25 protein-coding genes are annotated in these 24247 nt (G+C 46.6%); 12 read left to right on the forward strand and 13 right to left on the reverse strand.

The window, feature by feature from the left end:
- Positions 1 to 6: 6 nt before the first annotated feature.
- From sat to AB1K83_RS03160, 5 genes are read left to right on the forward strand one after another with little or no spacing between them, the layout of a single operon-like run.
- Positions 7 to 1149, forward strand: a complete 1143-nt coding sequence (gene sat, locus AB1K83_RS03140) for a sulfate adenylyltransferase (RefSeq protein WP_413056698.1) — start codon at positions 7 to 9, stop codon at positions 1147 to 1149.
- A gap of 12 nt (positions 1150 to 1161) precedes the next feature.
- Positions 1162 to 1755 (forward strand): adenylyl-sulfate kinase, encoded by a 594-nt coding sequence (gene cysC / locus AB1K83_RS03145; RefSeq protein ID WP_413056699.1) that lies wholly within the window; start codon positions 1162 to 1164, stop codon positions 1753 to 1755.
- A 17-nt stretch (positions 1756 to 1772) separates the two neighbouring features.
- Positions 1773 to 2552, forward strand: a complete 780-nt coding sequence (gene cobA / locus AB1K83_RS03150; protein WP_413056700.1) for a uroporphyrinogen-III C-methyltransferase — start codon at positions 1773 to 1775, stop codon at positions 2550 to 2552.
- A complete protein-coding gene (locus AB1K83_RS03155; RefSeq protein ID WP_413056701.1) occupies positions 2549 to 3322 on the forward strand; it encodes a sirohydrochlorin chelatase in 774 nt (257 codons plus the stop codon). The genes cobA and AB1K83_RS03155 overlap by 4 nt, the downstream gene beginning before the upstream one ends.
- Complete coding sequence (locus AB1K83_RS03160) at positions 3291 to 3914, forward strand: NAD(P)-dependent oxidoreductase (RefSeq protein ID WP_413056702.1); 624 nt, start codon at positions 3291 to 3293, stop codon at positions 3912 to 3914. The genes AB1K83_RS03155 and AB1K83_RS03160 overlap by 32 nt, the downstream gene beginning before the upstream one ends.
- Before the next feature lie 53 nt (positions 3915 to 3967).
- Here the strand turns inward: AB1K83_RS03160 and AB1K83_RS03165 are convergent, their stop codons facing one another.
- The 8 genes from AB1K83_RS03165 to AB1K83_RS03200 all read right to left on the reverse strand — a co-directional run bounded on the left by AB1K83_RS03165 (position 3968) and on the right by AB1K83_RS03200 (position 14234).
- A complete protein-coding gene (locus AB1K83_RS03165) occupies positions 3968 to 5164 on the reverse strand; it encodes a DHH family phosphoesterase (RefSeq protein ID WP_413056703.1) in 1197 nt (398 codons plus the stop codon).
- A gap of 123 nt (positions 5165 to 5287) precedes the next feature.
- Entirely contained in the window at positions 5288 to 6010 is a 723-nt protein-coding gene (locus AB1K83_RS03170) for an amino acid ABC transporter ATP-binding protein (protein ID WP_413056704.1), read from the reverse strand.
- Positions 6003 to 6662, reverse strand: a complete 660-nt coding sequence (locus AB1K83_RS03175) for an amino acid ABC transporter permease (RefSeq protein WP_413056705.1) — start codon at positions 6660 to 6662, stop codon at positions 6003 to 6005. Before AB1K83_RS03175 ends, AB1K83_RS03170 begins: the two co-directional genes overlap by 8 nt.
- Positions 6663 to 6693: 31 nt before the next feature.
- On the reverse strand, positions 6694 to 7497 hold the full coding sequence (locus tag AB1K83_RS03180; protein WP_413056706.1) for a transporter substrate-binding domain-containing protein: 804 nt from the start codon (positions 7495 to 7497) through the stop codon (positions 6694 to 6696).
- 59 nt (positions 7498 to 7556) lie between these two features.
- Entirely contained in the window at positions 7557 to 8879 is a 1323-nt protein-coding gene (locus AB1K83_RS03185) for an aspartate aminotransferase family protein (RefSeq protein WP_413056707.1), read from the reverse strand.
- An 11-nt stretch (positions 8880 to 8890) separates the two neighbouring features.
- Complete coding sequence (locus tag AB1K83_RS03190) at positions 8891 to 10255, reverse strand: sigma 54-interacting transcriptional regulator (RefSeq protein WP_413056708.1); 1365 nt, start codon at positions 10253 to 10255, stop codon at positions 8891 to 8893.
- 389 nt (positions 10256 to 10644) lie between these two features.
- Positions 10645 to 12369 (reverse strand): assimilatory sulfite reductase (NADPH) hemoprotein subunit, encoded by a 1725-nt coding sequence (gene cysI / locus AB1K83_RS03195; protein WP_413056709.1) that lies wholly within the window; start codon positions 12367 to 12369, stop codon positions 10645 to 10647.
- 29 nt (positions 12370 to 12398) lie between these two features.
- On the reverse strand, positions 12399 to 14234 hold the full coding sequence (locus AB1K83_RS03200) for an assimilatory sulfite reductase (NADPH) flavoprotein subunit (RefSeq protein WP_413056710.1): 1836 nt from the start codon (positions 14232 to 14234) through the stop codon (positions 12399 to 12401).
- A gap of 208 nt (positions 14235 to 14442) precedes the next feature.
- Here AB1K83_RS03200 and AB1K83_RS03205 point away from each other — a divergent pair, with 208 nt between their 5' ends.
- Positions 14443 to 15363 (forward strand): patatin-like phospholipase family protein, encoded by a 921-nt coding sequence (locus tag AB1K83_RS03205; protein WP_413056711.1) that lies wholly within the window; start codon positions 14443 to 14445, stop codon positions 15361 to 15363.
- Between the two features lie 71 nt (positions 15364 to 15434).
- Here AB1K83_RS03205 and AB1K83_RS03210 read toward each other — a convergent pair whose 3' ends face one another.
- Positions 15435 to 16007: a biotin transporter BioY gene (locus AB1K83_RS03210; RefSeq protein WP_413056712.1), complete on the reverse strand. Its 573-nt coding sequence runs from the start codon at positions 16005 to 16007 to the stop codon at positions 15435 to 15437.
- A gap of 90 nt (positions 16008 to 16097) precedes the next feature.
- Between AB1K83_RS03210 and bioD the strand changes: the two genes are divergently transcribed.
- Together bioD and bioA are read left to right on the forward strand one after the other, a co-directional pair.
- Entirely contained in the window at positions 16098 to 16832 is a 735-nt protein-coding gene (bioD, locus tag AB1K83_RS03215; protein ID WP_413056713.1) for a dethiobiotin synthase, read from the forward strand.
- Positions 16810 to 18177 carry an adenosylmethionine--8-amino-7-oxononanoate transaminase gene (gene bioA / locus AB1K83_RS03220; RefSeq protein ID WP_413056714.1) on the forward strand — a complete coding sequence of 456 codons (1368 nt, stop codon included), beginning with the start codon at positions 16810 to 16812 and terminating at the stop codon, positions 18175 to 18177. The genes bioD and bioA overlap by 23 nt, the downstream gene beginning before the upstream one ends.
- Positions 18178 to 18253: 76 nt before the next feature.
- On the opposite strand, the gene fbpA is transcribed toward bioA, so the two are convergent.
- Positions 18254 to 18406, reverse strand: a complete 153-nt coding sequence (gene fbpA / locus AB1K83_RS03225) for a Fur-regulated basic protein FbpA (RefSeq protein ID WP_413056715.1) — start codon at positions 18404 to 18406, stop codon at positions 18254 to 18256.
- Positions 18407 to 18511: 105 nt separating this feature from the next.
- Entirely contained in the window at positions 18512 to 19750 is a 1239-nt protein-coding gene (locus tag AB1K83_RS03230; protein WP_413056716.1) for a cytochrome P450, read from the reverse strand.
- A gap of 203 nt (positions 19751 to 19953) precedes the next feature.
- Between AB1K83_RS03230 and AB1K83_RS03235 the strand changes: the two genes are divergently transcribed.
- From AB1K83_RS03235 to AB1K83_RS03250, 4 genes are all read left to right on the forward strand, one after another.
- Positions 19954 to 21195 carry a glycosyltransferase gene (locus AB1K83_RS03235; protein ID WP_413056717.1) on the forward strand — a complete coding sequence of 414 codons (1242 nt, stop codon included), beginning with the start codon at positions 19954 to 19956 and terminating at the stop codon, positions 21193 to 21195.
- A complete protein-coding gene (locus AB1K83_RS03240; RefSeq protein ID WP_413056718.1) occupies positions 21140 to 21892 on the forward strand; it encodes an HAD-IIB family hydrolase in 753 nt (250 codons plus the stop codon). The genes AB1K83_RS03235 and AB1K83_RS03240 overlap by 56 nt, the downstream gene beginning before the upstream one ends.
- Positions 21893 to 22038: 146 nt before the next feature.
- Positions 22039 to 22518, forward strand: coding sequence for a DUF2975 domain-containing protein (locus AB1K83_RS03245; RefSeq protein WP_413056719.1), 480 nt, complete (start codon positions 22039 to 22041; stop codon positions 22516 to 22518).
- Between the two features lie 10 nt (positions 22519 to 22528).
- Complete coding sequence (locus tag AB1K83_RS03250) at positions 22529 to 22735, forward strand: helix-turn-helix domain-containing protein (RefSeq protein WP_413056720.1); 207 nt, start codon at positions 22529 to 22531, stop codon at positions 22733 to 22735.
- 84 nt (positions 22736 to 22819) lie between these two features.
- Here the strand turns inward: AB1K83_RS03250 and AB1K83_RS03255 are convergent, their stop codons facing one another.
- Together AB1K83_RS03255 and AB1K83_RS03260 are read right to left on the reverse strand one after the other, a co-directional pair.
- Entirely contained in the window at positions 22820 to 23551 is a 732-nt protein-coding gene (locus AB1K83_RS03255; RefSeq protein ID WP_413056721.1) for an amino acid ABC transporter ATP-binding protein, read from the reverse strand.
- A gap of 14 nt (positions 23552 to 23565) precedes the next feature.
- Positions 23566 to 24237 (reverse strand): amino acid ABC transporter permease, encoded by a 672-nt coding sequence (locus tag AB1K83_RS03260; RefSeq protein WP_413056722.1) that lies wholly within the window; start codon positions 24235 to 24237, stop codon positions 23566 to 23568.
- Between the last annotated feature and the right edge of the window lie 10 nt (positions 24238 to 24247).

Genomic DNA, 24247 nt, shown 5'->3' on the forward strand with positions numbered 1-24247 from the left:
GATGAGATGACTACCATTACACCCCATGGGGGACAGTTGATCAACCGGTACCAACCTGCATTAGATATAAGTGCGATTGAAAAAAGCCTTGAAATTGACGCCATGGCGTTAAGTGATTTGGAATTGATCGCCATTGGGGCATATAGCCCGTTGACGGGGTTCCTCTCCGAGGCTGAGTACAACCGTGTCGTTCAGGAAATGAGATTGACCGATGGGACGGCCTGGAGTTTGCCAATCACACTTCCTGTAAAAGATGCCTCCGCTTTTTCTAAAGGGGATACGGTTTTATTAACGCACGGTGGATCGGTTTACGGCACCTTGACGATTACCGATATTTTTGAACCGGATCAAGAAATCGAGGCGCAAAACGTCTATAAAACAACGGATCGAGCACATCCGGGCGTTGCGAAAGTAATCGAACGGGGTTCCATTTACTTGGGCGGCCCGATTACCCTGATTAAGCGGATTGAGCAAACCCGTTTTACGGACTTCTACTTTGATCCGGCTGATACGAGGCACCTATTTGCCGAAAAGGGTTGGAAGCGGATTGTCGGATTTCAAACGCGTAATCCGGTTCACCGTGCCCATGAATATATTCAGAAAACGGCTTTGGAGATTGTCGATGCCCTGTTGTTGAATCCGCTTGTCGGGGAAACGAAATCGGATGATATTCCGGCAGACGTACGCATGGAAAGCTATCAAGTGTTGCTGCGCGATTACTATCCGACAGACCGGGTCCAGCTTGCGGTATTCCCAGCGGCCATGCGCTATGCGGGACCGAGGGAAGCGATTTTCCATGCCATTGTGCGTAAAAATTATGGCTGCACGCACTTCATTGTCGGGCGTGATCATGCCGGGGTAGGCAATTATTATGGCACGTATGAAGCGCAAGAAATCTTCTCGAACTTCACGGCCGAGGAAATCGGTATTACGCTGTTATTTTTCGAACATAGTTTTTATTGCAAGGCGTGCGGCAATATGGCGACGTCGAAAACTTGCCCGCATTTGAGTGAAGAGCATGTCATCCTGTCCGGAACGAAAGTGCGTGAAATGCTGAAAAATGGGCAAGTGCCGCCTCCAGAATTCAGTCGAAAAGAAGTGGTGGAAGTATTAATCAACGGATTGAGAGAAAAAGAGCCTGTCAGCTAAGGAGGAGTCAAGATGTCCAATAATATCGTTTGGCATGAACAATCACTGTCGAAAGAGGAAAGACGACATAAAAATCAGCATCATAGCACCGTGTTTTATTTCACCGGCTTATCGGGTTCCGGCAAATCGACTATTGCCAATGCGGCTGCACGCCGGCTCTTTGACTTAGGCGTCAAAACTTATGTCCTAGATGGTGATAACGTCCGACACGGATTGAATAAAGACCTCGGTTTTTCGGATGAAGCACGGAAAGAGAACATCCGCCGGATCGGGGAAGTGTCGAAGCTATTCGTTGACAGTGGGCAAGTCGTGTTCACGGCATTCATCTCCCCTTTCCAGGAAGACCGCGATACGGTGCGGGCTTTGTTGGAGGAAGATGAATTCGTCGAAGTGTATATCAGTTCGCCGTTAGAAGTATGTGAAGAACGGGATCCAAAAGGATTGTATCAAAAAGCGCGGGCCGGTGAAATTCCAGAATTCACAGGGATTTCCTCTCCGTACGAAGAACCCGTCAATCCGGAAATCACACTGCGTACAGATATTTATTCGGTAGAAGAATGCGTTGATCAGCTAGTGGCATACGTTAAAGATCGAAACTGGTTATAAGGGAAGGAGGGTTTACGATGGGCAAAGTATGGCTTGTCGGGGCAGGACCGGGCGATCCGGAATTATTGACAATTAAAGGCATGAAAGCCATTCAACAAGCGGATGTCATTTTATATGACCGCTTGGTGAATAAAGAGCTGTTGGACTATGCGAAACAGGATACGGACCTTATTTTTTGCGGGAAGCTTCCCGATCACCACTACGTCCAACAGGATACCATCAACTTCCTATTGGTCAAATACGCGAAGGAAGGGAAAAACGTCGTCCGTCTAAAAGGCGGGGACCCCTTTGTATTTGGACGGGGGGGGGAAGAAGCCGCCTTTGCGGTTCGTCATCAAGTCGAGTTTGAAGTGATTCCTGGCATTACGTCCGGAATCGCGGCTCCAGCGTATGCGGGCATCCCGGTCACACACCGTGACTACAGCGCCTCTTTTGCCATCGTAACCGGCCATCGGAAAGAAGGTGTGGAGGAAGAGGAGAAATGGGCTGCGCTTGCGAAAGGAATTGATACACTGGCCATTTATATGGGAGTGAAAAACTTGCCGTATATTCAAGAGCAATTAATGAAACACGGTAAATCACCCACAACACCTGCCGCCCTTATCCATTGGGGAACGACCGGCAACCAACGGACAGTGACGGGGCCTCTCAGCGAGATTGGAGAAGTGGCGCAACGGGAAGGCGTGACCAACCCGAGCATGATTATCATCGGGGAAGTCGTCCGCTTGCGGGATGAACTGCAATGGTTTGCGGAACAGGCCGATTCACAATATGCTTTACAAGGAACAGCTCAATGAGAGCCGTATTATATATTTGCCATGGCAGTCGGGTGAAGGCCGGTCAGACGGCTGCTTTGGATTTTATAAAAAAAACGATGTTGAAAGTTGATGCGCCGATCCAAGAAGCTTGTTTCCTGGAGCTGGCGGAACCGTCGATCGAGCAAGGGATTACTCGTTGTATCGAGCAAGGGGCTACGGAAATTATCGCAGTCCCTGTTCTGTTACTGCATGCAGGCCATGCGAAGTTCGATATCCCGCAAGCGTTGGAGCAAGCGGTCGCTCCATACCCGGGTATTCCTCTTTATTACGGAGAGCCGTTCGGGGTCCATCCACAGCTCGTCGATGTGTTGGTCGAGCGAATGCAGGAAACGGCGGGGGGGATTCCGGATGATGCTTCCATTTTAATTGTCGGCCGGGGAAGCAGCGATCCCGTGGTTCATGACTACTTTGCTGAGATTATACGTCTATTCAAAAAGAGGACTGGGCTATCTGAAGTGGAGACCGGCTTTTTAGCCGCTTGCGGTCCATCTTTTGAAGATGCGTTGAATGGGATGATCCAGCGGGAGGCAAAACCTATTTTTATTTTACCTTACCTGCTGTTTACTGGTATTTTAATGAAGAGCATGGAACGGACCGTACGGCAACTGGCTACCGATTCCATCGTCTCGCTTTGTCCACCCCTTGGCTACGATCCGCTCATTTGCGAAGTTCTTCGGCAACGGGTGGAGGAGGCAACTTCGAAAGGGGTCAATTTGAATGTTTCCTATCATGGTCGACGTGTCGTCTGAAAAAGTGGTGATCGTCGGTGGGGGCGTTATCGCGTACCACAAGGTTGAAAATCTCTTACGTTTTAATATTACGCCTCATGTGGTGAGTCCGGAGTTCCATCCTTCGTTTGATAAGCTTGTTGCTGAAGGCAAGGTTGTCCTGCACGAAAAGGAAGCCGAATGGACTGATGTAGAAGACGCGTTTCTGCTCATGCTTGTCACAAATGACGAAGTGGTAAACGATCGGTTCGCAGCCCAAGCAAAGGCGGCGGGCAAGCTGGTGGTCCATGCCTCTAATCCGGCGTTAGGAAACGCCCAAATTCCGGCGGTCGCTTTGCGAGGTAAACTGATCCTGAGCGTGTCAACGAGTGGGGCAAGCCCGACATTGGCCAAGCAGATCCGGAATGATTTAGCGGAAGCCTATGATGAACGCTATGAGGCCTATCTCGATTTCTTATACGAAATCCGCCAATTTGTAAAAGAGCATGTGGAGCACCGTGCAGATCGGCAGAAGTGGTTAAAAAAAGCGGTCGAACCGATTTACTTGGATCAACCTGAAGAAAGGGAACGCTTTTTTCAGGAACTTGCCGAAGAGTTTCAAACTGTAAAATAACACAAAGAAATCCCCTCCATTTCGAACAGGCAAATGGAGGGGATTTTCTATGTCTAGCTTTCCGAATCTACCTTGTCGTTCCTGACCAAATCCATTAAATAATGTACAAAAGCATCGTCCCGGACAAGCCAGGCTTCGTAGTTTCGTTTCAGGAAACTTTCCCCCTCCTCAAAATTTGTAAAGGTCTGTTCCAAATTTGTGTTATTCTGTTCAATTGCCCAAGTTTGATCGTTTACGGGATAAAGGAAAAAGAGCTCTTCCATTCGGTTTTTATACAGGGAACCAAACGAGGAATGCTTCAAGTTAAATCGATTTCGCCGCGCATCTTCCCGTAACGGCTCTAAGTGGAATGTTTCTATTACAAACTGTTTGTATGCCTCGTCGGTTAACGAGCAACCAGACGCTTTGGCATGCCCGCCTCCACCGAATTGTCCGGCCACTTCAGACACATCAATATGATCATGAATCGTTCGAAAGCTGACACGTTTTCCACCCATATTTAAAATCGTGATGTAATCGAGATGAGGATACTCTTTTCCCAGTTCATTTCCAAGCTCAGAATGATAGGATTCCGCATAGACGACTCCCGCAAAATAGTCGCCCGCTTGCGTCTGGACGAGCTCTCTTCGCTTCCGGCGAATATAGCGCTCGATTTTATTTTCTTCCATATCCAGTATTTTCTTTTCAAATTCATCAAATTGAAAATGTTCGTTGGACTGAAGTCGACTGATCATTGTTTCTTCAAACTCTTCAATGGTAATTAAGAAAAAAAGGGCATTGAGCCGCTGTGCATGATGATTGTCGTTTTTCTCCCATTCCCATGTATCATACTGCCTAACGAGTTCAACAAATTCAGCTATGGCGTTTGATGGTTCTATCAGTTGATGTGTAACCAGATATTCATACAAGAGGGAAGTCGCTGAAGTTAATTTACCTTCGTCGTCTTCTACCACGACATGGCCCCACTCATACTCATTGAAGTGTAGAGCTGTTTTATGGTGATCAAGAAGTTGCACTTTTCCTCCATCTTGATAAAACGCATCCAGTCTCTTTTCATTTTCCTCATGTACCGATAAATCCGTAATAAATAAAAATGTATCTTTGTCATCATTTTCCAAAAACCATTCCACTTCCCGGTCCAATCCGGAAACGGAATTATAGCGCACTCTGACCTGCTTCCCAAAAGCGATCTTTGCTAAAATACCGCAACCAACACCATCCAAATCATTATGGGACAACAATTTATACATATCCTTCACTCCTCGAAAATCAGTATGTCCAATTGTGTGGGTGACAGTCACCATACAAGCAAAAAACCAACGCGCAAGCGGATTCAATCGCCTGCACTGTTGGCTTTTTCGAACTAGATGGATTTACAAGATTTTCTCCAAGAAATCTTTTGCACGTTTACTTTTCGGGGATGAAAAGAACTCGGCAGGGGGTGCGTCTTCCACTAATTGGCCGTCATCCAAAAAGAGAACGCGATCCGCGACTTCCCGGGCAAAGCCCATTTCATGGGTGACGATGGCCATCGTCATACCTGATCGTGCGAGTGATTTGATGACCTCCAGCACTTCCTTCACCATTTCAGGGTCCAAGGCGGACGTCGGTTCGTCGAATAACATCATGTCAGGTGACATCGCTAACGCTCTCGCAATGGCTACCCGTTGCTTCTGACCACCGGATAACCGTCCAGGAGAAGCTTGTTCTTTTTCCGCTAATCCCACTTTTTGAAGCAGTTCGCGTCCGATGTCTTCGGCTTCTTTTTTAGACATGCCTTTGACAGTTACCGGTGCGTACGTAATATTATCCATTACAGTTTTATGAGGAAAGAGATTGAACTGTTGAAAAACCATCCCGACCCGTTCCCGAACTTTTGAAATATTGGTTTTCGGATTTGTGACTTCATCGTCACCGATCCAAATCTGTCCGCTCGTCGGGGTTTCCAGTAAGTTAATGCAGCGTAAGAACGTCGATTTCCCGGATCCGGAAGGGCCGATGATGGCAATCGTTTCCCCTTTTTTCATCGTCGTTGAAATGCCTTTCAATACTTCGGTTTTTCCGAAAGATTTATGGAGGTCTTGAATTTTAATCACTTCTACTCATCCTCTTTTCAATCAGTTTTCCGAGCATAGTCAGCACAACGACCATGATGTAATACACGAATCCTGCAAATAACAATGATTCAAAATAACGATAGGTGTTGCCGCCAACGATATAGGATCTGCGCATAATATCCATGATCCCGATCACTGTGACAATCGCCGATTCTTTTGTCAGTGTAATAAATTCATTGACTAAAGCCGGCAATATGTTTTTCACGGCTTGCGGTAAAATGATATCTTTCATCATTTTGCTATACGGGACGCCAAGCGCCATGGATGCTTCTTGCTGTCCTCGGTCGACGGCCAAAATCCCGGCACGGATAATTTCCGAAATATAGGCCCCGGAATTGAGACCGAATGCTAAAATGGCTGCGATATACGCTTCGACTTGAATGCCGAGTAATTGGGGGGTCCCATAATAGATGATTAATAGCTGTAAAATTAACGGTGTTCCACGGAAAATCGAAGTATAGATATCAGCAAACCAAATCAGTGCTTTCACTTTTCCGATCTTGCAGATTGCTAATAATGTTCCCAGGAAAAAACCGATCAAAGCGGCGATGCCGACGATTTTTAAGGTAACCCCGATTCCTTGTAGGATATAAGGAATCGAGGAGGTAATTTGGGTAAAGTCTAAGTTCATAAGTCTTTATCCCTCTTTCTAAGGATTAAAATTATTGGTTAAACCACTTGGTAATTAATTCGTCCACTTTACCCGACTCTTTCAGTTCTTTTAAGGCCTCGTTGAATTCAGGTGTATATTCGCTATCTTTTTGGAAAGCGATGGATAGTTGCAATTTATGCTCTTCCGGCAACTCAAAGTAAGCTAAGTCTTCATTGGCAGATAAGTAGCCCATCGAAACGGCGTTTTGGAGTACAATTGCATCTAAATGTCCGGATTTGATCTCTTGGATGAGCTCAGGAACACGATCCCGCGTTTCAACAGAATAGCCATACTCCTCTTGAAGCGCCAAAGCACTTTTTTCTTGGATCGTTGCAGTTTGGGCACCGATTTTTTTACCTTCTAGATCTTCAGCTTTTTCAAAACCGCTATCTTTTTTGAAGACGACATAGTTTGTTGCGATGAAATAAGGTTCTGTAAAATCGACAACTTGTTTCCGTTTTTCATCGTCGCCATCCATCCCTGCAATGACAAAATCAACACTTTTTGCTTGAAGGGCCGGTATCAATCCGTTGAAATCCATGTCTTGGATATCCAATTCATAGCCAAGTTCATCCGCGATCATTTTTGCCAAATCAATGTCAAAACCGATGATTTCATCACTTTTCGCTGTGTCAACATATTCGAAAGGAGGGTAGTCTGCAGACGTTCCGACTTTGAGCACCTTTTTCGCTTCTGTTCCTGACCCAGCATCAGCATTAGAGTTTTCACCGTTCGTTTCGTTTTTCGTGCCGCATGCTGCCAGCATACTCATCACAAGGACGAGCAGTAGGGCAATTCCTGACCATTTTTTCATATTCATTCTCTCCCATTCTTTTTTTGTTTTTATATTGTCAATCGTGATGTAAAGAGCATTCAACGATTTCCAAACTCTTGCAATGCTTCATCCAAAAATGCTAACCCTTCGTCAATCTGCTCTTTTGTAATCGTCAGTGGAGGAATCATTCGGATCACTTCACCGGAGTTTCCGCATAGATAAAAGAGAACGCCTTTTTCCAGGCATAGATCGAGGACTTCCATGACGGCATTCCCATCCGGTTCACCTGTTTCAGGATCGCATAATTCAATGCCGAGCATCAGTCCGACACCTCGGATGTCCTTGATGACCGGGTATTTCGCTTTCATGTCAAGCAGGCGTTCCTTCGCATAGGCACCCATCGCCGTCGCATTTTCCAATAACTTCTCCTCTTTCATTACTTCAAGTGAAGCGAGGGCAGCGGAGCAGGCGATCGGATTCCCTCCGAATGTTGTCCCATGAGATCCAAGAGGCCATTGGTCCATCAGTTCTTTCGAAGCGACAGTCGCACTTAGTGGAAGTCCAGCGGCAATCCCTTTTGCGATTGCCATGATGTCCGGTTTCACATCGAATGTCTGCGCAGCAAACCAATTACCCGTGCGGCCGAATCCGGTTTGGACTTCATCAAAAATAAGCAGGATGCCATGACGATCGCAAATTTCCCGGATTTTTTTCAGCCATGATTTCGGTGGAATAATATACCCGCCTTCACCGAGAACTGGTTCGATGATCATACAGGCGACTTCTTCCGGATCGACTTGGTGGTTGAACAATTTTTTGACGTCCTGTTCCAGTTTCTCTGGGAAGAATACTTCCGGATCCGCGCCTTTCGGAAGATATTCCGGCAATGCGTAAGGGAGCTGATAAGCGAGCCACGAAGGTTGCAAATGTTTACGGTATTTACTTTTTGACGTCGTGACGCTTAATGCACCCATGGATCGTCCATGAAAGCATCCGGTAAATGAAACGACATAAGGACGTTTTGTTGTATACTTCGCCAGTTTTAATGCACCCTCAATGGCTTCGGTCCCGCTGTTCGCAAAAAAGAAATTATCGAGTCCGGACGGTAAAACGTTTTGCAGTTCAGCTGCCAGTCTTAAGATCGATTCGTAAATGATGACACCTGAGGGACCATGGATCAGATGGTCTGCACTGTCCTTGATCGCTTGGACGACTTTCGGATGGCGATGGCCGACATTTTCGACTGCAATGCCTGATGTGAAATCCAAATATCGCTTGCCATCCACGCCGTAGTAATAACAACCTTCCGCTTTGACGACGGGGAGGTTCGGGTGATCTTTCGCCATACTCGGGGCGAGATAATTACCAATATGGTCCACCATATGATGCCATTCTTGTTGTGAATCTACTTTATGTTGCATCCTACATTCTCCTATTCAAAATGGGAATATTTTTTTAGTTTACGAACGACGGATGGTTGACTGATGCCGAGAACTTTGGCCATTTCCGTCGTCGTTCGATAGCGCAGTTGAGCATCCCGTAATATTTTCATTTCCACCGATTCTAGAAGATGGGGAAGCGATTGGCCTTCGAGTTGAAACATCGAAAAGTCTTCCCCGGTTTCCTTGCGATACTCTGGCGGCAAGTCCTTGACGGTGATGATTGTGGATGTGCTTTGGACGATAAGCCGCTCCATAACATTGATCAGTTCACCGTGATTCCCAGGCCAGTCGAAATGGCAAAGGTGAAAATAGACATCGTCTGATAGCTTCTTCACCATTTGATGGGCCGCTGAAAATTTCTCGAGATACGTAGAGATTAACGTACGGACGTCTTCTTTCCGTTCCCGGAGCGGCTGTAAATGAACCGGAACGATGTGGAGCAAATAATACAAATCTGGATGAAATGCTTTCTCTGACACTGCTTCTGCCAATATAGTTTCGGAAGAGCTGATCAGTCGCACGTCGAGTGGAAGAGGGATCTCCGCCCCCACAGGCGTATATTTCCGCTCTTTTAAAATTTGCGTCAGCTTACTTTGTAGATGGAGAGGGAGTTTATCCACTCCTTTTAAATAGAGCGTCCCTCCGTGAGCAAGTGTCAACAAACCCGTTTCCGTTTGTTCGAATTCGCTGCCGAAGAGTTCACGTTCAAACATCGCTTCAGGCATCGTTTCAAAGTCGATTTCGATGAAAGGGCCATTTTTCCGTCCGCTTTCTTTATGGATGACTTTTGCCATCGTTGACTTTCCAGTTCCTTGTTCACCGTAAATGACAATCGATACATCGAGAGGGGCTGCATTGCGGGCCGTTTCATAAGCGACCCGCGTCGACCTGTTTTCAATCGTTAGACCATCGATTGCCAGTTTTTCTTTTCGGAGCAAGGAAAGTTCTCCTTTTGCCAGCAACATTTCCTGTTCCAGTTCTTTCATATAGTCATGTATGACAAGTAGCTCGGATACTTCATACGAATAGCTAAGGACAAACTCGACTTCCCCCGCCTCGTTAAAAAAAGGCATGCCTGTGATCAGCACTTTTTGACCGGCTGTCGTCGTTTGGATAACGACCACCTTCTTTTTCTGCCGGAGAACGAGGGGAGTGATGGCCGGTGAGAAAATCCCTTTTTTCTCCAGATCATAAACAGACTCTCCGAGCAGCTCCTCGGCGCTGATGCCATAATGTCGGCCGCTTATATGGGATGCCTTCACGATATAACCGGCAGCATTCGTCACGATAATATCCTCTTCGTATGTATCAATAATTTCTTCCTTTGAATTTGGATGTAAGAAAAATCCTGTCATCGGATCACCCCTTCAAAAATCCCTTTATTCGAAAATGAATTGTTATTTGAAATTAAATAAAACATACACTATTATCGAAGATTGTAAGTATGAACCTATTATTCTGGAAGAAATAAATTGCTGAAACAATGTTATGGAAGATTATATCATGTATATTCATACATGTATAGGTATTTATATGTGAGTATTAATAAATTATAAAAATGCTGAAAACGGGTTGTTTATTGTTAAGTAGGGTGTTATTCATTACTGGATAAATTAGATGCTCACAATAGGCGTAGATGCGTTGAATACATAAAAGAGTACCTGCCGAACAAATCGTTGGCAGGTACTCTTTATCTTGGCAATTAGTAGGCTAGTTGTAAAATGAGTGGCAACACTCGCCGGAATCAAGCATGGAAATTCGTTCCGGAAGTCACTTCTTTCACGTAGCCGTTCCGGATGACGAAGTCTCCGAAATGTTCCTTCTCCTCCCGCTCTTTTGCATAGTGGTTGAGGATCGGGTGGAGCGCTTCTAATATTTCTTCTTCCCCAATATTTTCACGATAGAGTTTACTTAGTCGATTACCCGAGAAACCACCGCCCAAATAGAGATTGTATTTTCCAGGTCCTTTTCCGATGAAGCCGATTTCCGCAAGGGACGGTCGGGCGCATCCATTCGGGCAACCGGTCATCCGTATTGTGATTTCTTCATCACGCAAGCCGGCTTTATCCAATAGCACTTCCAGCTTATCAATCAGAGAAGGGAGATAGCGTTCCGCTTCCGCCATGGCCAATCCGCAAGTCGGGAAAGCCACACATGCCAATGAATTTCGTCTAAGCGCGGAATGCTGTTTGCCGTCCGACAGGTTATATTGTTCCAAAAGCTTTGAGATGACAGTTTTCTTTTGTTCCGTCACGCCACCGATGACCAAGTTCTGGTTCGGGCTCAATCGGAAATCACCGGTATGCACCTTTGCAATTTCACGTAATCCCGTCATCAGCGGGTAGCCTTCAAAATCTTTGACCCGGCCGTTCTGGATGAAAAGCGTATACTGCCATTTGCCGTTGGACCCCTTGACCCAGCCATAGCGGTCGCCGTTGTGATCAAAATGGTAGGCTCGTGCTTCCTCCAAGGTCCAGCCCAGTCTCTCTGTCAGCTCGCCAACGAGCCAATCCAGGCCTCGCGCATCAATTGTATATTTGAAGCGGGCATATTTCCGGACGGAACGGTTTCCGTAGTCACGTTGGATCGTAATCAGTTTCTCTGCCACTTCCACTACTTGTTCGCTTCGGCAAAATCCAATAACCCGTGCCAATTGAGGATACGTATTCGTGTCGCCATGCGTCATGCCCATTCCACCGCCGACTGCGACATTAAACCCTTGCAGTTTCCCCTCCTCGACAATCGCGATAAATCCGATATCTTGGGAGAATACATCCACATCGTTCGCAGGAGGGACGGCAATTCCGATTTTAAATTTTCGCGGTAAATAAAGGGCTCCGTACATCGGTTCTACGACTTCGACTGATTCCGTACTATCCACGACTTTTTCGTCATCCAGCCAAATCTCATGATACGCATTTGTTTTTGGCAGCAAATCATCACTTAACCGCTTCGCCCACTCAAAAACCTCTGTATGCACATTGGACAGGTCGGGATTTGGGCTGCACATGACATTCCGATTGACATCTCCGCAGGCTGCCATCGTATCGAACAGAACGTCATTGATTTCCTGGAGATTCTTTTTCATATTCCACTTTAAGATGCCGTGCATTTGAAAAGCTTGCCGGGTTGTCAATTTCAAGGTCCCATTTCCATATTTATGAGCCAAGTTATCCAATACAAGCCATTGTTGCGGCGTAGCGACACCTGCGGGGGTGCGGACACGCACCATGAATTGGTAGGCGGGCTCCAACTTCTGCCTTTGCCGTTCGTTCCGCAAATCCCGATCATCCTGCAAATAGCTGCCATGGAATTTCATTAACCGGTTATCGTCATCGGGGATTCCGGCACTGAGATCATCTTGCATCGTTTCGGCAAGGGATCCTCGTAAGTAATTGCTTTCTTCTTTGATGATTTCCACATCACTCGGTGGTCCATCCTGCATGTGAATAGGTAGCGTTTTAGTCATTGTTTTAAATTTCCCCTTTCAAGTTGGACTTAGTATACATCGCGTTGATAACGTTTTTGCTGCTGTAACTTGGTTAAATAAGCCTCGGCCATTTCCGTGCTCATCCCGCCTTCATTTTCTAAGATAGAAATTAAAGTGGAGTGTACGTCTTTGGCCATATACTGTTCGTCTCCGCAAACGTAGAGAACCGCACCATCTTCTATCCATTGATAGAGTTCCCGACTATGGGCCTGCATCCGATGTTGCACATAAATCTTCTCATCCGTGTCCCGGGAGAAAGCGACGTCCAATTTTGTTAACACGCCTTCTTTCAACCAACGTTGCCATTCGATTTGATATAAGAAGTCTGTTACATAATGCTGATCGCCGAAGAACAGCCATGACTTTCCGACAGCGCCGGTTTCCTCCCGTTCTTCCAAAAACGAACGGAACGGAGCGACTCCTGTACCTGGGCCAATCATGATAATCGGTGTGTCCGGATTTTCCGGGAGCTTGAAATTCGGATTTTTATGGATGTAGACGGGCAGCGTATCACCGGGCTCCACTCGTTCCGCCAGCTGCACCGAACACACACCATTCCGATCTCGTCCGTGCGCTTCATACCGAACGACACCTACAGTCACATGCACTTCATCGGGGTTGGCTTGTAAACTACTGGCAATCGAATAGAGACGGGCAGGAAGTTTACGTAAAATGGACACGAACTCACTTGCCGAAACATTCCACGGACCGAAGTCACGCAAGACATCCTGCAAATCGCGGCCGACAATATAACTTCTCAACTCTGCCGCATTTTCCGGTTTCAATAAATTCCGCAAGGTGTCCGATTTCGTAAATTGGGATGCTTGTTCCAAGAGCGGTTTTGTCAGGACGGTAATTTCATAATGATGAAGAAGAGCTTCCCTCAAAGAGCGCCGCTCGCCTTGTTTATTAATCGGAATGGATTCATTCGGATTCCATCCTGCCTCTTGGATAAGGGCATCGACCAGTTGCCCGTCGTTTTCTGGGTAAATGCCTAAACTGTCGCCTGGCTCATATTCCAAGCCTGAACCTTCCAGGGATAACTCCAAATGACGTGTTTCCTTATTGGAGCCGCGGCCATTCAGATTGATATTTTCGAATACTTCGGCCTGGAATGGACGGGTCCGCGAATAAGTGGATTGCCCGGCATCGCTGGCAAAGGCAGCTGCCGAATCATGTGAAGAATGGGCGGATCCCACGGTAACTTCATCCAAAGCGCTTAATACATTTTCAAACCACTCGGCGGCCGAATCATCATAGTCCAAATCACAATCCACACGTGGGGTCAGTCGGGTAGCGCCTAATTCTTCCAGCCGACTGTCAAACTCCTTGCCGGTTTGGCAGAAAAACTCATATGAGCTATCTCCCAATGAAAGGACCGAAAAGCGCAACTGATCCAGTTTAGGCGCTCGTTTACTATGCAGGAACTCATGGAACTGAATGGCTGTGTCCGGAGGGTCGCCTTCGCCTTGTGTACTCACCACAATGAACAAATGCTCGATTTTTTTCAGCGCATTGGGCTTGAAATCGCTCATGGAGGTGAGTGTCACATTAAACTTTTGTTCCTTCAGTTTGTTTGATAACTCCTCGGCAATTCCTTGACTATTGCCGGTTTGAGATCCATAGAGAACGGTGACTTCTTTAACAGCGACAACCTGTTCCGTCTTGGCTTCAGGTCGTTCCAATACCGCTACTCCGGCGGATGCTGTTGCCGCAGATCCGTATAAAGCAGTTAGATAGCCGCTTAACCAGATCTGTTGTGCTTCCGTAGTGTTGGGCAGAAGGCGGTTGAGCAATTCCACTTGCTCTTCATCGAAAGGACTGTTTTTCACTTGTAGTACCAACGGAATCAACCTCACAAAATTTATTTTTATTGCCTAATCTCTGGTAAAAGGATTAAACAATGAATATAGAGATAATTGAATTCTATTATTATTAATCCTATTAGTCAAGTAGGTTTTATTGGATTGTTGATTTTATATGAATTTGTTCTACTTTTTGCATCAGATTTCTACAGTGTAACTAGGGCAGAAATAAAAGGAGGGGAAATAGATGAGAATTGATGGGGTGTTTTCAGGAGGTGGATTGAAGGGCTTTGCATTGGTGGGGGCTGTTCAGGAGTTGGAGGATAAAGGCTATCGATTTCAACGTCTTGCCGGAACAAGTGCGGGGGCCATTCTTGCCAGCTTTCTGGCAGCCGGATATTCAGGGAAGGAAATTGAATCGATGCTCGCAGAGGTTGATTTCCAGTCGTTATTGGATCCGCGTAAAACGCTGATCCCATTCTCGTTCATGAAGTGGATTGCCCTCTATTGGAGGATGGGATTGTATCAAGGCAAGGAATTGGAAATGTGGTTTCTCGACAAGCTTGCTAGGAGAGGGGTCTATACGTTTTCCGACTTGCCGCCGGGTTCCTTGAAATTGGTCGCTTCCGACCTGACGAACGGTAAAATACTCATCTTGCCTGACGATTTGGAACGATACGGCATTGATGCCGGAAACTTTTCAATTGCTCGCGCTTTGCGGATGAGCTGCGGAATTCCGTACTTTTTTGAACCGGTCCGTTTGCAGGCAGCGGGCGAGACGATTGTTGTTGATGGCGGGGTGCTGAGCAATTTCCCGATGTGGATTTTCGATGGCGAGGACGGTAAAAGGGAACGGCCGATAGTGGGTATCAAACTGAGCCGGCGCAAAGAAGAGATGCAGGGGAGAACGATCGAGAATGCCTTACATTTGTTTGAAGCTCTCTTTTCTACAATGAAAAATGCCCACGATGAAAAATATATTTCACGTGAGCTGGAAAAAGATGTTGTGTTCATCCCGGTCGATGATATAAGTTCCACCCAGTTTGACTTGGATGATGAGGAGAAGGACAATTTACTGGAAATCGGCCGTCTCCGAACCCGTCAATTCCTTACGACTTGGAACGCGGGTAGACCGTTGCGGGTCATCTACGGGGGTGCCAGGTACTGAAACAATCATGTTAGTTCAAACAAACGTGAATGTTTTAACTTTCACGTTTGTTTGGGTGCCTGTCACCAGTTTCAAGCGGCGGGTTGATTTGCTACCGGTTGCCGCTTGAGCGCTTTTTGCAAGCGGGGGATTAAGATTAATGACATGATCGTCACACCGATATCTAATGGTAAATACGCTACCATCCAGGACCATGCCATGAGATAGCTGAATCCTTCCGGTGCTGCCACCCAGTATTTGAATGCGAGATACATATAATTCGTGCCGATGCCGTAGTTTACGAGGATGGACAGTGACCCGGCACCGATATAGGTGAGCCAATTCATTTTTTCCTTTTCGAATAACTTTCCGACGAGATACGCAACGAAGACGAATGAGATGACATAGCCGAATGTCGGACTGAATAGGCTCCCGAGTCCCCCTTTGAACTGTGCGAAAATCGGCGCACCCGCCAAGCCGATAAACAAATAGGCTGCCATTGAAAACGCCCCCAATCTGCTCCCAAGCAAACCGCCCGCAATAATAGCAAACAATAATTGTAGCGTAATCGGCACGCCCCCGATTGTCAGTAATGGCGCCACATTGGCCCCCACCCCCATCAAAGCCGCAAATAATGCGCAAGTAACGATATCTTTCGCTTTCATTTCTTCCCCTCCTAATTGGTAATTGTAGATGTACAAAATATATGTTAACATAAAATTTAAATAAGTTAACATATTTTTGGAGGTTTTGCGATGGTTGTTTTATTTGTAACCGGAACTGATACCGACGTGGGGAAAACGATGGTGACTACGTTGTTGACAAGCTTTCTGGAGAATCATGGACATTCTTGTTTCCCTTTTAAGCCGATCCAATCTGGTGCGGTGGAGAAGGACGGCGACTGGGTGGCCCCCGATCCCGAAATGTACCGGTTGGTAAGGGAAGAGGAAAAGGCCGAAGAAGCGTGTCTTTATTTATTGAAAAAAGCATGCTCCCCTCATTTGGCGGCCGATCTAGAAGGAGTGAATATCGATTTTTCATTGATTCAGACCAGAATGGAGGAATTGGAAGCGGCATATGGCACGGTAATCGTGGAAGGAGCAGGCGGTTTGTTTGTGCCACTCACGACAGAGGGATATTGCGTGGTCGATTGGATGGAAGGGCTTGGAGTTCCAGCCATCATTGTGGCAAAGGCCGGCGTGGGGACAATCAATCATACTGTTTTGACGGTTGAGGCAATGCGAAAGAGGAAGATCCCGATTGCAGGTGTGATTTTTAATTATATACATAACGACGAGGAAGCAGTTGTGAAGGACAATATGGAAATGGTCCGGCGATTAGCCGACGTGCCGATCATTGGTACTGTGCCGTATTGCGATAACATCCATGAGACATTGGCTGATGCGGAAAAGCGAAAACAGTACTATGCCGATTGGGATTTTGAATTGATCAGGGGGGCGATGGGATATGAATCCGCAACAATTGCTTGAGAAGAGTAAGAAATATATGTGGCTGCCGTTTACGCAAATGTCCGATTACGAACGGGATCCGTTAATCATTGAAAGTGGTGAAGGGGTCGTTGTAAAGGATATTTTCGGGAATGAATATTTGGATGGTTATTCGTCCCTGTGGTTGAATGTCCATGGTCATCGCAAGGCGGAAATTGACGAGGCGATCCGGAAGCAGCTGGAATCGATCGCCCACTCGACTTTACTTGGCGCAGCTAATGTACCTTCCGTTCTGCTCGCGGAAAGATTAGTCGGTATTGCGCCGGAAGGACTGACAAGGGTGTTTTATTCGGATAGCGGTGCGACAGCTGTAGAAATCGCTGTGAAAATGGCTTATCAATATTGGCAAAATATAGGGCGGCCAGAGAAGACGAAATTCGTGACATTGAGTAACGGCTATCACGGGGATACGGTCGGGACAATGAGTGTCGGATCCATCGAACTGTATCATAAAGTGTATACGTCGCTGCTGTTTGATGCGCTTGTCGTGCCATTCCCTACTGTCTATCGTCATCCATCAGGCAATGAGCAAACGGTTTGTGAAGAGAGCTTGCGTTCGCTCCGCGAATTATTCGAAGAGCGGCATAGTGAAATTGCAGGAATGACGGTGGAGCCGATCGTGCAAGGAGCCGGGGGGATGAACATCATGCCGCAGGGGTATTTGAAAGGGGTCGAAGCCCTGTGTCGTGAGTTCGATATTTTATACATCGTGGACGAGGTGGCAACAGGATTCGGACGCACAGGGAAAATGTTCGCCGTCGAACATGAGGAAGTGCGGCCGGATTTGATGACGGTGGCAAAAGGGTTGACCGGCGGGTACTTGCCAGTGGCGGCCACGCTTGCGACTGAAAAGGTGTACGACGCATTTTATGGAGAATATGAAGAAATGAAAACGTTCTTCCATGGCCATTCGTATACGGGCAATCAACTTGGTTGCGCAGCGGCCCTTGCGAATTTGGACATCTTCGAACGGGAACAGTTAGTGGACCAAGCGAGCACAAAGGCAGAGCTGCTCACCGAATTGTTGCAAGACCTATGGGAGCTGGACCATATCGGCGACATCCGACAGTGCGGCCTTATGTGCGGGATTGAATTGGTACAAGATCGGGGGACAAAAGAGCCGTTCCCGTTCGAATGGCGTGTCGGCTACCGCTCGACATTAAAAATGCGGGAACTTGGCATGATCACCCGGCCGCTTGGCGACGTCGTTGTCTTCATGCCCCCGCTCGCCACGAATGAAGAGCAGTTGAGGGAAATGGTCCGGATTTTGAAAGAGGGCCTCGCCTGGGCTACCACAGCGTATGTCGAAGGGAAAGTGGGCGTGTAAGAGAGCGGACACCGGGTGTCCACAAAGCACTTATATATCAAAACAGGCTGTCCCGTTGCATGCGGGACAGCCTGTTTTATTGGGTGGTAATCATATGTTCTTTCACTAATGTGTATAAGGGCAGTTCATATAGTTGTTTACCATGGATTTTGAAAACACCATTTTCAACAAGTTCTTCAATGATTTCTTCTCGTTTAATTTCCATTTTTGTATCTTCATTATTGATCATGTTGCTATTTCCTCCTTGATGTGCAGGGGAGAGTGGGGCAGGGGGTACCCCGATATATATAATTCCCTCTTCCGAAGGTTTTAAACATTTGCCATTACCAACGCCTTATGATTTCATCCGAATGACAAATCGGCTTTTCGGCAATGTCGGCATTCGGACGAAGCTAACGGTCAAATCTTGGCCGTCAACTACTTCATAATCAAGGTCCTCCACTAAGAATCGAAAGCTCGCTTTCATGATTTCCACCGTCGCTTTTTCACCGGGGCATCGATGGCCTGTGTTTGGATCACCGCCACCTTGGGGCACAAATTCATACAAGTCTTCCTTTCTCTCTTCAAACCGTTCCGGACGAAAAATATTCGGATTTTCCCACAGCTCCGGGTCATGGTTTGTTCCGTACAAGTCGAGGAGCACTGTCTCTCCTTTGGCAAAGTGGTAGCCCTTCCATTTGAAGTCATAACGGACTTTGGCCCCCAGCATCGGGGCGAACGGATAATATCTGCGCACTTCGTGGGAGAACATTTCCAGATAATCCTCTCCATACTCTTTCAGCTTCTCCTTGTATTCGGGAAAGTCATGTAAAGCCAAGGCTCCAAAAATGACGAAACGGGCTACCGCTACAATTGGACGCAGGACGTTGATCAATTCAACAGCCGCGATGCGGATATCAAGCATCTGGCTGTCCGCATCCCGGTGTGTTACTACTGCATGAATAGCCCTCCCATCTTCAATTTCAACAGCGCCGGCACGGCATTTTTCAATCAGCGACACAATCCATTGTTCCGCTCGCTTCCTCGCTTTCACCCCTTCTTGATAACGCGGGCCGACTCCGCCAAACGCATCGACCATCGCTCCTAACTCGTATGCGCGCACTGCCAAATCGGATTCCTTCAGGGGCACGCCTGCCCATAAGCAAGCCACTCGGCATAAGATCTCTTCCGTTTCGTCAAATAAAACCACCTCGCGACCTGCCCGTTTCATTGCCCATAAGCGCCATTGTGCCAATGTCAGCCTGTGGAGCTCCGCGAGTTTTTCTTCCGTCATAAGCGATAGGAACAGTTTTTTTCGGATCAAGTGGAGTTCTCCATCCAACGTTTGGACACCGCCAACGCCGAACAGCGACTTCTGGATTCGTTTCGGAACGGCGCCATGGCGTTGAAAGCGATTGTCGTCATAAAATAATTGAACCGCTTCTTTCCCTGTCATGCAGATCATCTTTTTCCCCATAATTCGCGTTTCGAACAGCGGGGCATCGAATGTTTCCGCCCGGCTGCGGATGAATGAGTATCCTTCCGCCAACAAGTCTAAGGAATGATCCCACCCGGATTCTTTCGGTCTAAGCATATGTTGTCCATCCTTCTTTCTTATTGTTCTTATCCATTTCTACTCTTCCCTCTTTGGCCCGTCCTCACACGTTTCGTTCCTATCTCTAAAACTAGCAAAAAGTTTAGCTTTTTTTGCACTGGGTAAATGAAGTAAGTAGAATATTGTCGATTACTTGCCAAATTTATTTGACTTAAGAACTAGGTGGAAAGGGGATTCGTAATTTGCGGAAAAGGATTTTGTTTATTTCAGACCATGGCGATCCACTCGCTCCCCTGGGCAGTGAGCAAGCAGGAGGACAAAACAACTATGTCAGACAATTGGCGGAGGCGCTTTGCGAGCATGGAAATCAAATAGATGTCATTACACATTGGGCCAATCCTGAGGATTCCGAAATAGAGTATTTTGGAACGAATTGTCGGGTCATCCGGATTGCGGCAGGAAATAAAACATTCATTTCGAAAAATGAGATGTTTAGTATGTTGCCTCAGTTTTACAGGGAAATGAAGCAAACAATCGAAATCGATTCCTACGATATGGTCCATACCCATTATTGGCTTTCGGGCGTGCTGGGCCTCTATATACAACAGGAATTTAATCTCCCGTGGATTCATACAAATCATTCATTAGGGAAAGCGAAAGAAATGGCGACGGGAGTTACAGATAAAACCCGCCTCTCCGCTGAAAAAATCATCTTGCGGTCCGTGGACACCATAGTGGCGACCACGGATTCCGAAAAAGATTTGATTCACAGCTTCGTACCGGAACCTGCGCAGGTAGTTGTAATTCCCATCGGTGTGGATGAAGCGTTTTATCCTAATAATACCGCTATGGAGACAGCTCCATACTTTGCATTTGCAGGGAGGTTGGAAAAGACGAAAGGAATTTACGTATTAGTGGATGCGTTCCGTAAACTGGTCGATTCCAATGCGGTTCCATCGTCGACCAAACTACTCATAGCTGGGGGCGATTCGACGAATGTCGACTCGACAAAAAAATTGCCCAAGAAGAAAATGTTGCGACAAGCGGTTGCGGGACTGGAGCATCGCATTGACTTTCTCGGGTCCCAGACGCAAAAACAACTCGCTTCGCTATTCAACGGAGCCATCAGCACCATCGTTCCTTCCTTTTACGAATCATTCGGCATGGTGGCTGCGGAGTCACAGGCATGTGGATGCCCGGTCATCGCTTCGAAGGTTGGAGGATTGAAAGATGTGGTGAAGGATCGGGTGACCGGAATACATGTCAAGAAAAATGATGTGGGACACCTGGCACAGTCGATGGAAACTTTGATTGTCAATCAAGATTTTACTGAACAACTAGGAGAAAAAGCGTTCCTCCATGCGAACCGGGCCTTCCGGTGGTCGACATTATCTGAGAAAATGGATAATTTGTATGAGGTGATCAAACTTGAAAAGCAAAACGCATATGTTGGCGACCGATCTCGATGGTACGTTAGTGGGTGATGAAGAGGCGCTTCGTTCACTTTTGAAATATTATGAAGAGCAGCCTTATGATGTTTCATTCATTTATGTGACGGGACGGCATCTGAGCTCAGCTTTGCTTTTGATTGAAGAAGAGGGGTTGCCGGTACCTGACATCCTCATTTCAGATGTGGGAGCATCAATATATGTGGGTAAGCACTTCAATGAAGATGCTGAGTGGGCCAAGCGAATGCAGGCGAATTGGGACCCGGTTGAAATTGCCGGAATCGTAGCCCGGTTCCCTGAATTGAAAAGACAACTTCTGCCGAATGAAAAACGGGTCTCCTACACGATGGAAAACGGAGATGAACGAACAGTTTATCAAGTAGAAGAAGCGCTTATCCAGGAAAAACTACCCCATAAGTTGATTGTCAGCTCTAACCGGGATGTCGACATCCTTCCGATGAAGAGCGGGAAAGGGGAAGCACTCCAATATGTTATTGATACGTATGCCAACGATAATGTACAAGTCCTCATCGCAGGCGACTCCGGGAACGATCTTGACATGCTCAGCCTTGATTATCCATCCGTCATTGTCGGAAATGCTCAAGAAGAGCTCGCCATCCTTCAACCCGACCCTCTACTTTACCGCGCCACTTCCCATTGCGCAGGTGGCATCCAAGAGGCCTGGATGCACTTCTATGAAAAAATGAATACAGAACCAACCCCACCGTCTTAGGCGAGACCGTGGGGTTTTATTTTGCTTAAAATCAATAGGATATTTACATAACGATAAGAATACAATAGAAAAGAATAATTATTTATTGTAACTCGATAAAAGACCTGCTAAAGTTAAAAAGAAAAATAAATGGAGAGGTGCTTTTGGTGAAACGAGAAACAGTCTTTTTAAAGTTCGTCGTGGTTCTTATGGGATTGCCTGTCCTTGCTATTTGTATCTTTGTATTGCCAGTGTTATCGGAATATGTGGCCAAGATAATGCCGGCATTCACTTCTGCAAAATATCTTTTTTTATTCGGCATGTATGCAACGGCCATGATATTTTTCTTTGCCCTGTACCAGACTTTGAAACTATTAACCTATATTGACAAGAACAAAGCATTCTCGGAATTATCGGTTCTTGCATTAAAGAATATAAAATACTGTGCTATCACAATTAGTATTTTGTATGCAGTGGAATTACCGATCATCTTTCAGATAGCAGACGCAGACGATGCCCCCGGTGTCGTGTTAATCGGATTGGTCATTACTTTTGCTTCCATGGTGATAGCTGTCTTTGCCGCCGTTCTTCAAAAGCTGCTTACACATGCTATAGATATTAAATTAGAAAATGATTTAACGGTCTGAGGTGAAAGCGATGGCAATTATTATCAATATTGATGTCATGTTGGCTAAAAGGAAAATGAGCGTGACGGAACTATCGGAGAAGGTTGGAATAACGATGGCTAACCTGTCCATATTGAAAAATGGAAAGGCAAAAGCAATCAGGCTCTCGACTTTAGAGGCAGTTTGCAAAGCTTTGGAATGCCAACCCGGGGATATTTTGGAATATAAAAATGATTGAAGACCCGAAATCAATAAGTGGTTTTATTTAAAATGAACAGAAAAGAGCTTGGTAAAATAGCCAAGCTCTTTTTGCATTTTCCGTTCATGAAGTTTGTTGCAAAAACTTCCGGGTCCGCGGGTTTTGGGGGTGGTCGAGCACTTCGGCGGCTGTTCCTTGCTCGATGATTTTTCCATCAGCCATGAAGATAACTTTGTCTGCCACATCACGGGCGAATCCCATTTCATGCGTAACGATGATCATGGTCATTTGCTTTTCCGCCAAGTCTTTAATGACGTGCAAGACTTCCGAGACCAGTTCGGGATCCAGCGCGGAAGTCGGCTCGTCCAACAAGATGGCGTGCGACCGGACAGCAAGTGCCCGGGCAATGCCGATGCGCTGCTGTTGACCGCCCGATAACGTGACCGGATAACTGTCCGCTTTATGGGAGAGCCCCACTTGTCCCAACAGGTCGAGCGCTATTTGCTTCGCTTCCTCTGCACCAGCCTGTTTTGAAATGAGCAGCGGCTCCATGACATTTTGCAGGGCATTTTTATTTTTGAATAAATTATAGTTTTGGAACACCATGGCAGTCTTCTTTTGCAGTTGCCGCGCCTCGTCCCGGCTATATTTTTCCGCATTGAGCGCGGCGTCACCGATTTGGATGGTCCCGCTATCCGGTTTTTCCAATAGGTTCAAGCAGCGGAGGAGGGTGGATTTCCCCGAACCGGATGGCCCGATAATTGCGACGGTTTCCCCTCGGTTAACTTTGATATCGATACCATCCAGAACGACGAGATCCTTGAACTTTTTCTTTAAATTATGTACATGAATCATAAGTACGTTACCTCCTACACTTCATACGGCTTATTCAACCGGCGCTCCATCAATCCTTGCAAGTAAGTGTAGATGATGGTGAGCATCCAATAAATTAGGGCCACGGCCAAATAGGTTTCAAAATAATTCAGGGAGGCGGAAGCCATCATTTTTCCTTGGGCGAAAATCTCGGCGACTCCTAGCGTAAAAGCCAAAGAGGTCTCTTTCACTAAACCGATGAAAATATTGCCTGTGGCAGGCACTGCATTCCGCACCGCTTGTGGCAACACAATCCGGTACATCGCCTGGAATTTCGTCATCCCGATCGAATGACAAGCCTCCAGCTGACCTTCATCGACCGAATTGATGGCAGCCCGGAAAATCTCTGCCAAATACGCTGCGTTTTTCAGGCTTAACCCGATGATCGCCGCCGTCACTGCATTCAAGATGGACAGTGACGGGACCATCTGGGGCAATCCGAAGTAAATGAGGAATAGCAACGCGAGCATCGGGATGGCCCGGAAAAAGGAGAGGAAGACGGCTGTAAATTGGTACAGCACGGGCACCTTATATTTTGTAATCAATGCCATGATTAGTCCGATGATTATGGCGAAAATCATCGATACCACAGCCAACCCCAGGGTCAACGGAATGTATTTAATTAACGTAGGAAACACTTGCAACATATATTGTAGATCGAAATTCATAGCTTTCGGG

This window comes from Sporosarcina sp. 179-K 3D1 HS, from assembly GCF_047228905.1.
Classification (GTDB): Bacteria; Bacillota; Bacilli; order Bacillales_A; family Planococcaceae; genus Sporosarcina.

Bases quoted from the DNA above. Each gene is read 5' to 3' on its own strand.
- sat (WP_413056698.1), top strand. From the start codon at position 7: ATGACTACCATTACACCCCATGGGGGACAGTTGATCAACCGGTACCAA.
- cysC (WP_413056699.1), top strand. From the start codon at position 1,162: ATGTCCAATAATATCGTTTGGCATGAACAATCACTGTCGAAAGAGGAA.
- cobA (WP_413056700.1), top strand. From the start codon at position 1,773: ATGGGCAAAGTATGGCTTGTCGGGGCAGGACCGGGCGATCCGGAATTA.
- AB1K83_RS03155 (WP_413056701.1), top strand. From the start codon at position 2,549: ATGAGAGCCGTATTATATATTTGCCATGGCAGTCGGGTGAAGGCCGGT.
- AB1K83_RS03160 (WP_413056702.1), top strand. From the start codon at position 3,291: ATGTTTCCTATCATGGTCGACGTGTCGTCTGAAAAAGTGGTGATCGTC.
- AB1K83_RS03165 (WP_413056703.1), bottom strand. From the start codon at position 5,164: ATGTATAAATTGTTGTCCCATAATGATTTGGATGGTGTTGGTTGCGGT.
- AB1K83_RS03175 (WP_413056705.1), bottom strand. From the start codon at position 6,662: ATGAACTTAGACTTTACCCAAATTACCTCCTCGATTCCTTATATCCTA.
- AB1K83_RS03180 (WP_413056706.1), bottom strand. From the start codon at position 7,497: ATGAAAAAATGGTCAGGAATTGCCCTACTGCTCGTCCTTGTGATGAGT.
- AB1K83_RS03185 (WP_413056707.1), bottom strand. From the start codon at position 8,879: ATGCAACATAAAGTAGATTCACAACAAGAATGGCATCATATGGTGGAC.
- AB1K83_RS03190 (WP_413056708.1), bottom strand. From the start codon at position 10,255: ATGACAGGATTTTTCTTACATCCAAATTCAAAGGAAGAAATTATTGAT.
- cysI (WP_413056709.1), bottom strand. From the start codon at position 12,369: ATGACTAAAACGCTACCTATTCACATGCAGGATGGACCACCGAGTGAT.
- AB1K83_RS03205 (WP_413056711.1), top strand. From the start codon at position 14,443: ATGAGAATTGATGGGGTGTTTTCAGGAGGTGGATTGAAGGGCTTTGCA.
- AB1K83_RS03210 (WP_413056712.1), bottom strand. From the start codon at position 16,007: ATGAAAGCGAAAGATATCGTTACTTGCGCATTATTTGCGGCTTTGATG.
- bioD (WP_413056713.1), top strand. From the start codon at position 16,098: ATGGTTGTTTTATTTGTAACCGGAACTGATACCGACGTGGGGAAAACG.
- bioA (WP_413056714.1), top strand. From the start codon at position 16,810: ATGAATCCGCAACAATTGCTTGAGAAGAGTAAGAAATATATGTGGCTG.
- fbpA (WP_413056715.1), bottom strand. From the start codon at position 18,406: ATGATCAATAATGAAGATACAAAAATGGAAATTAAACGAGAAGAAATC.
- AB1K83_RS03230 (WP_413056716.1), bottom strand. From the start codon at position 19,750: ATGCTTAGACCGAAAGAATCCGGGTGGGATCATTCCTTAGACTTGTTG.
- AB1K83_RS03250 (WP_413056720.1), top strand. From the start codon at position 22,529: ATGGCAATTATTATCAATATTGATGTCATGTTGGCTAAAAGGAAAATG.
- AB1K83_RS03255 (WP_413056721.1), bottom strand. From the start codon at position 23,551: ATGATTCATGTACATAATTTAAAGAAAAAGTTCAAGGATCTCGTCGTT.
- AB1K83_RS03260 (WP_413056722.1), bottom strand. From the start codon at position 24,237: ATGAATTTCGATCTACAATATATGTTGCAAGTGTTTCCTACGTTAATT.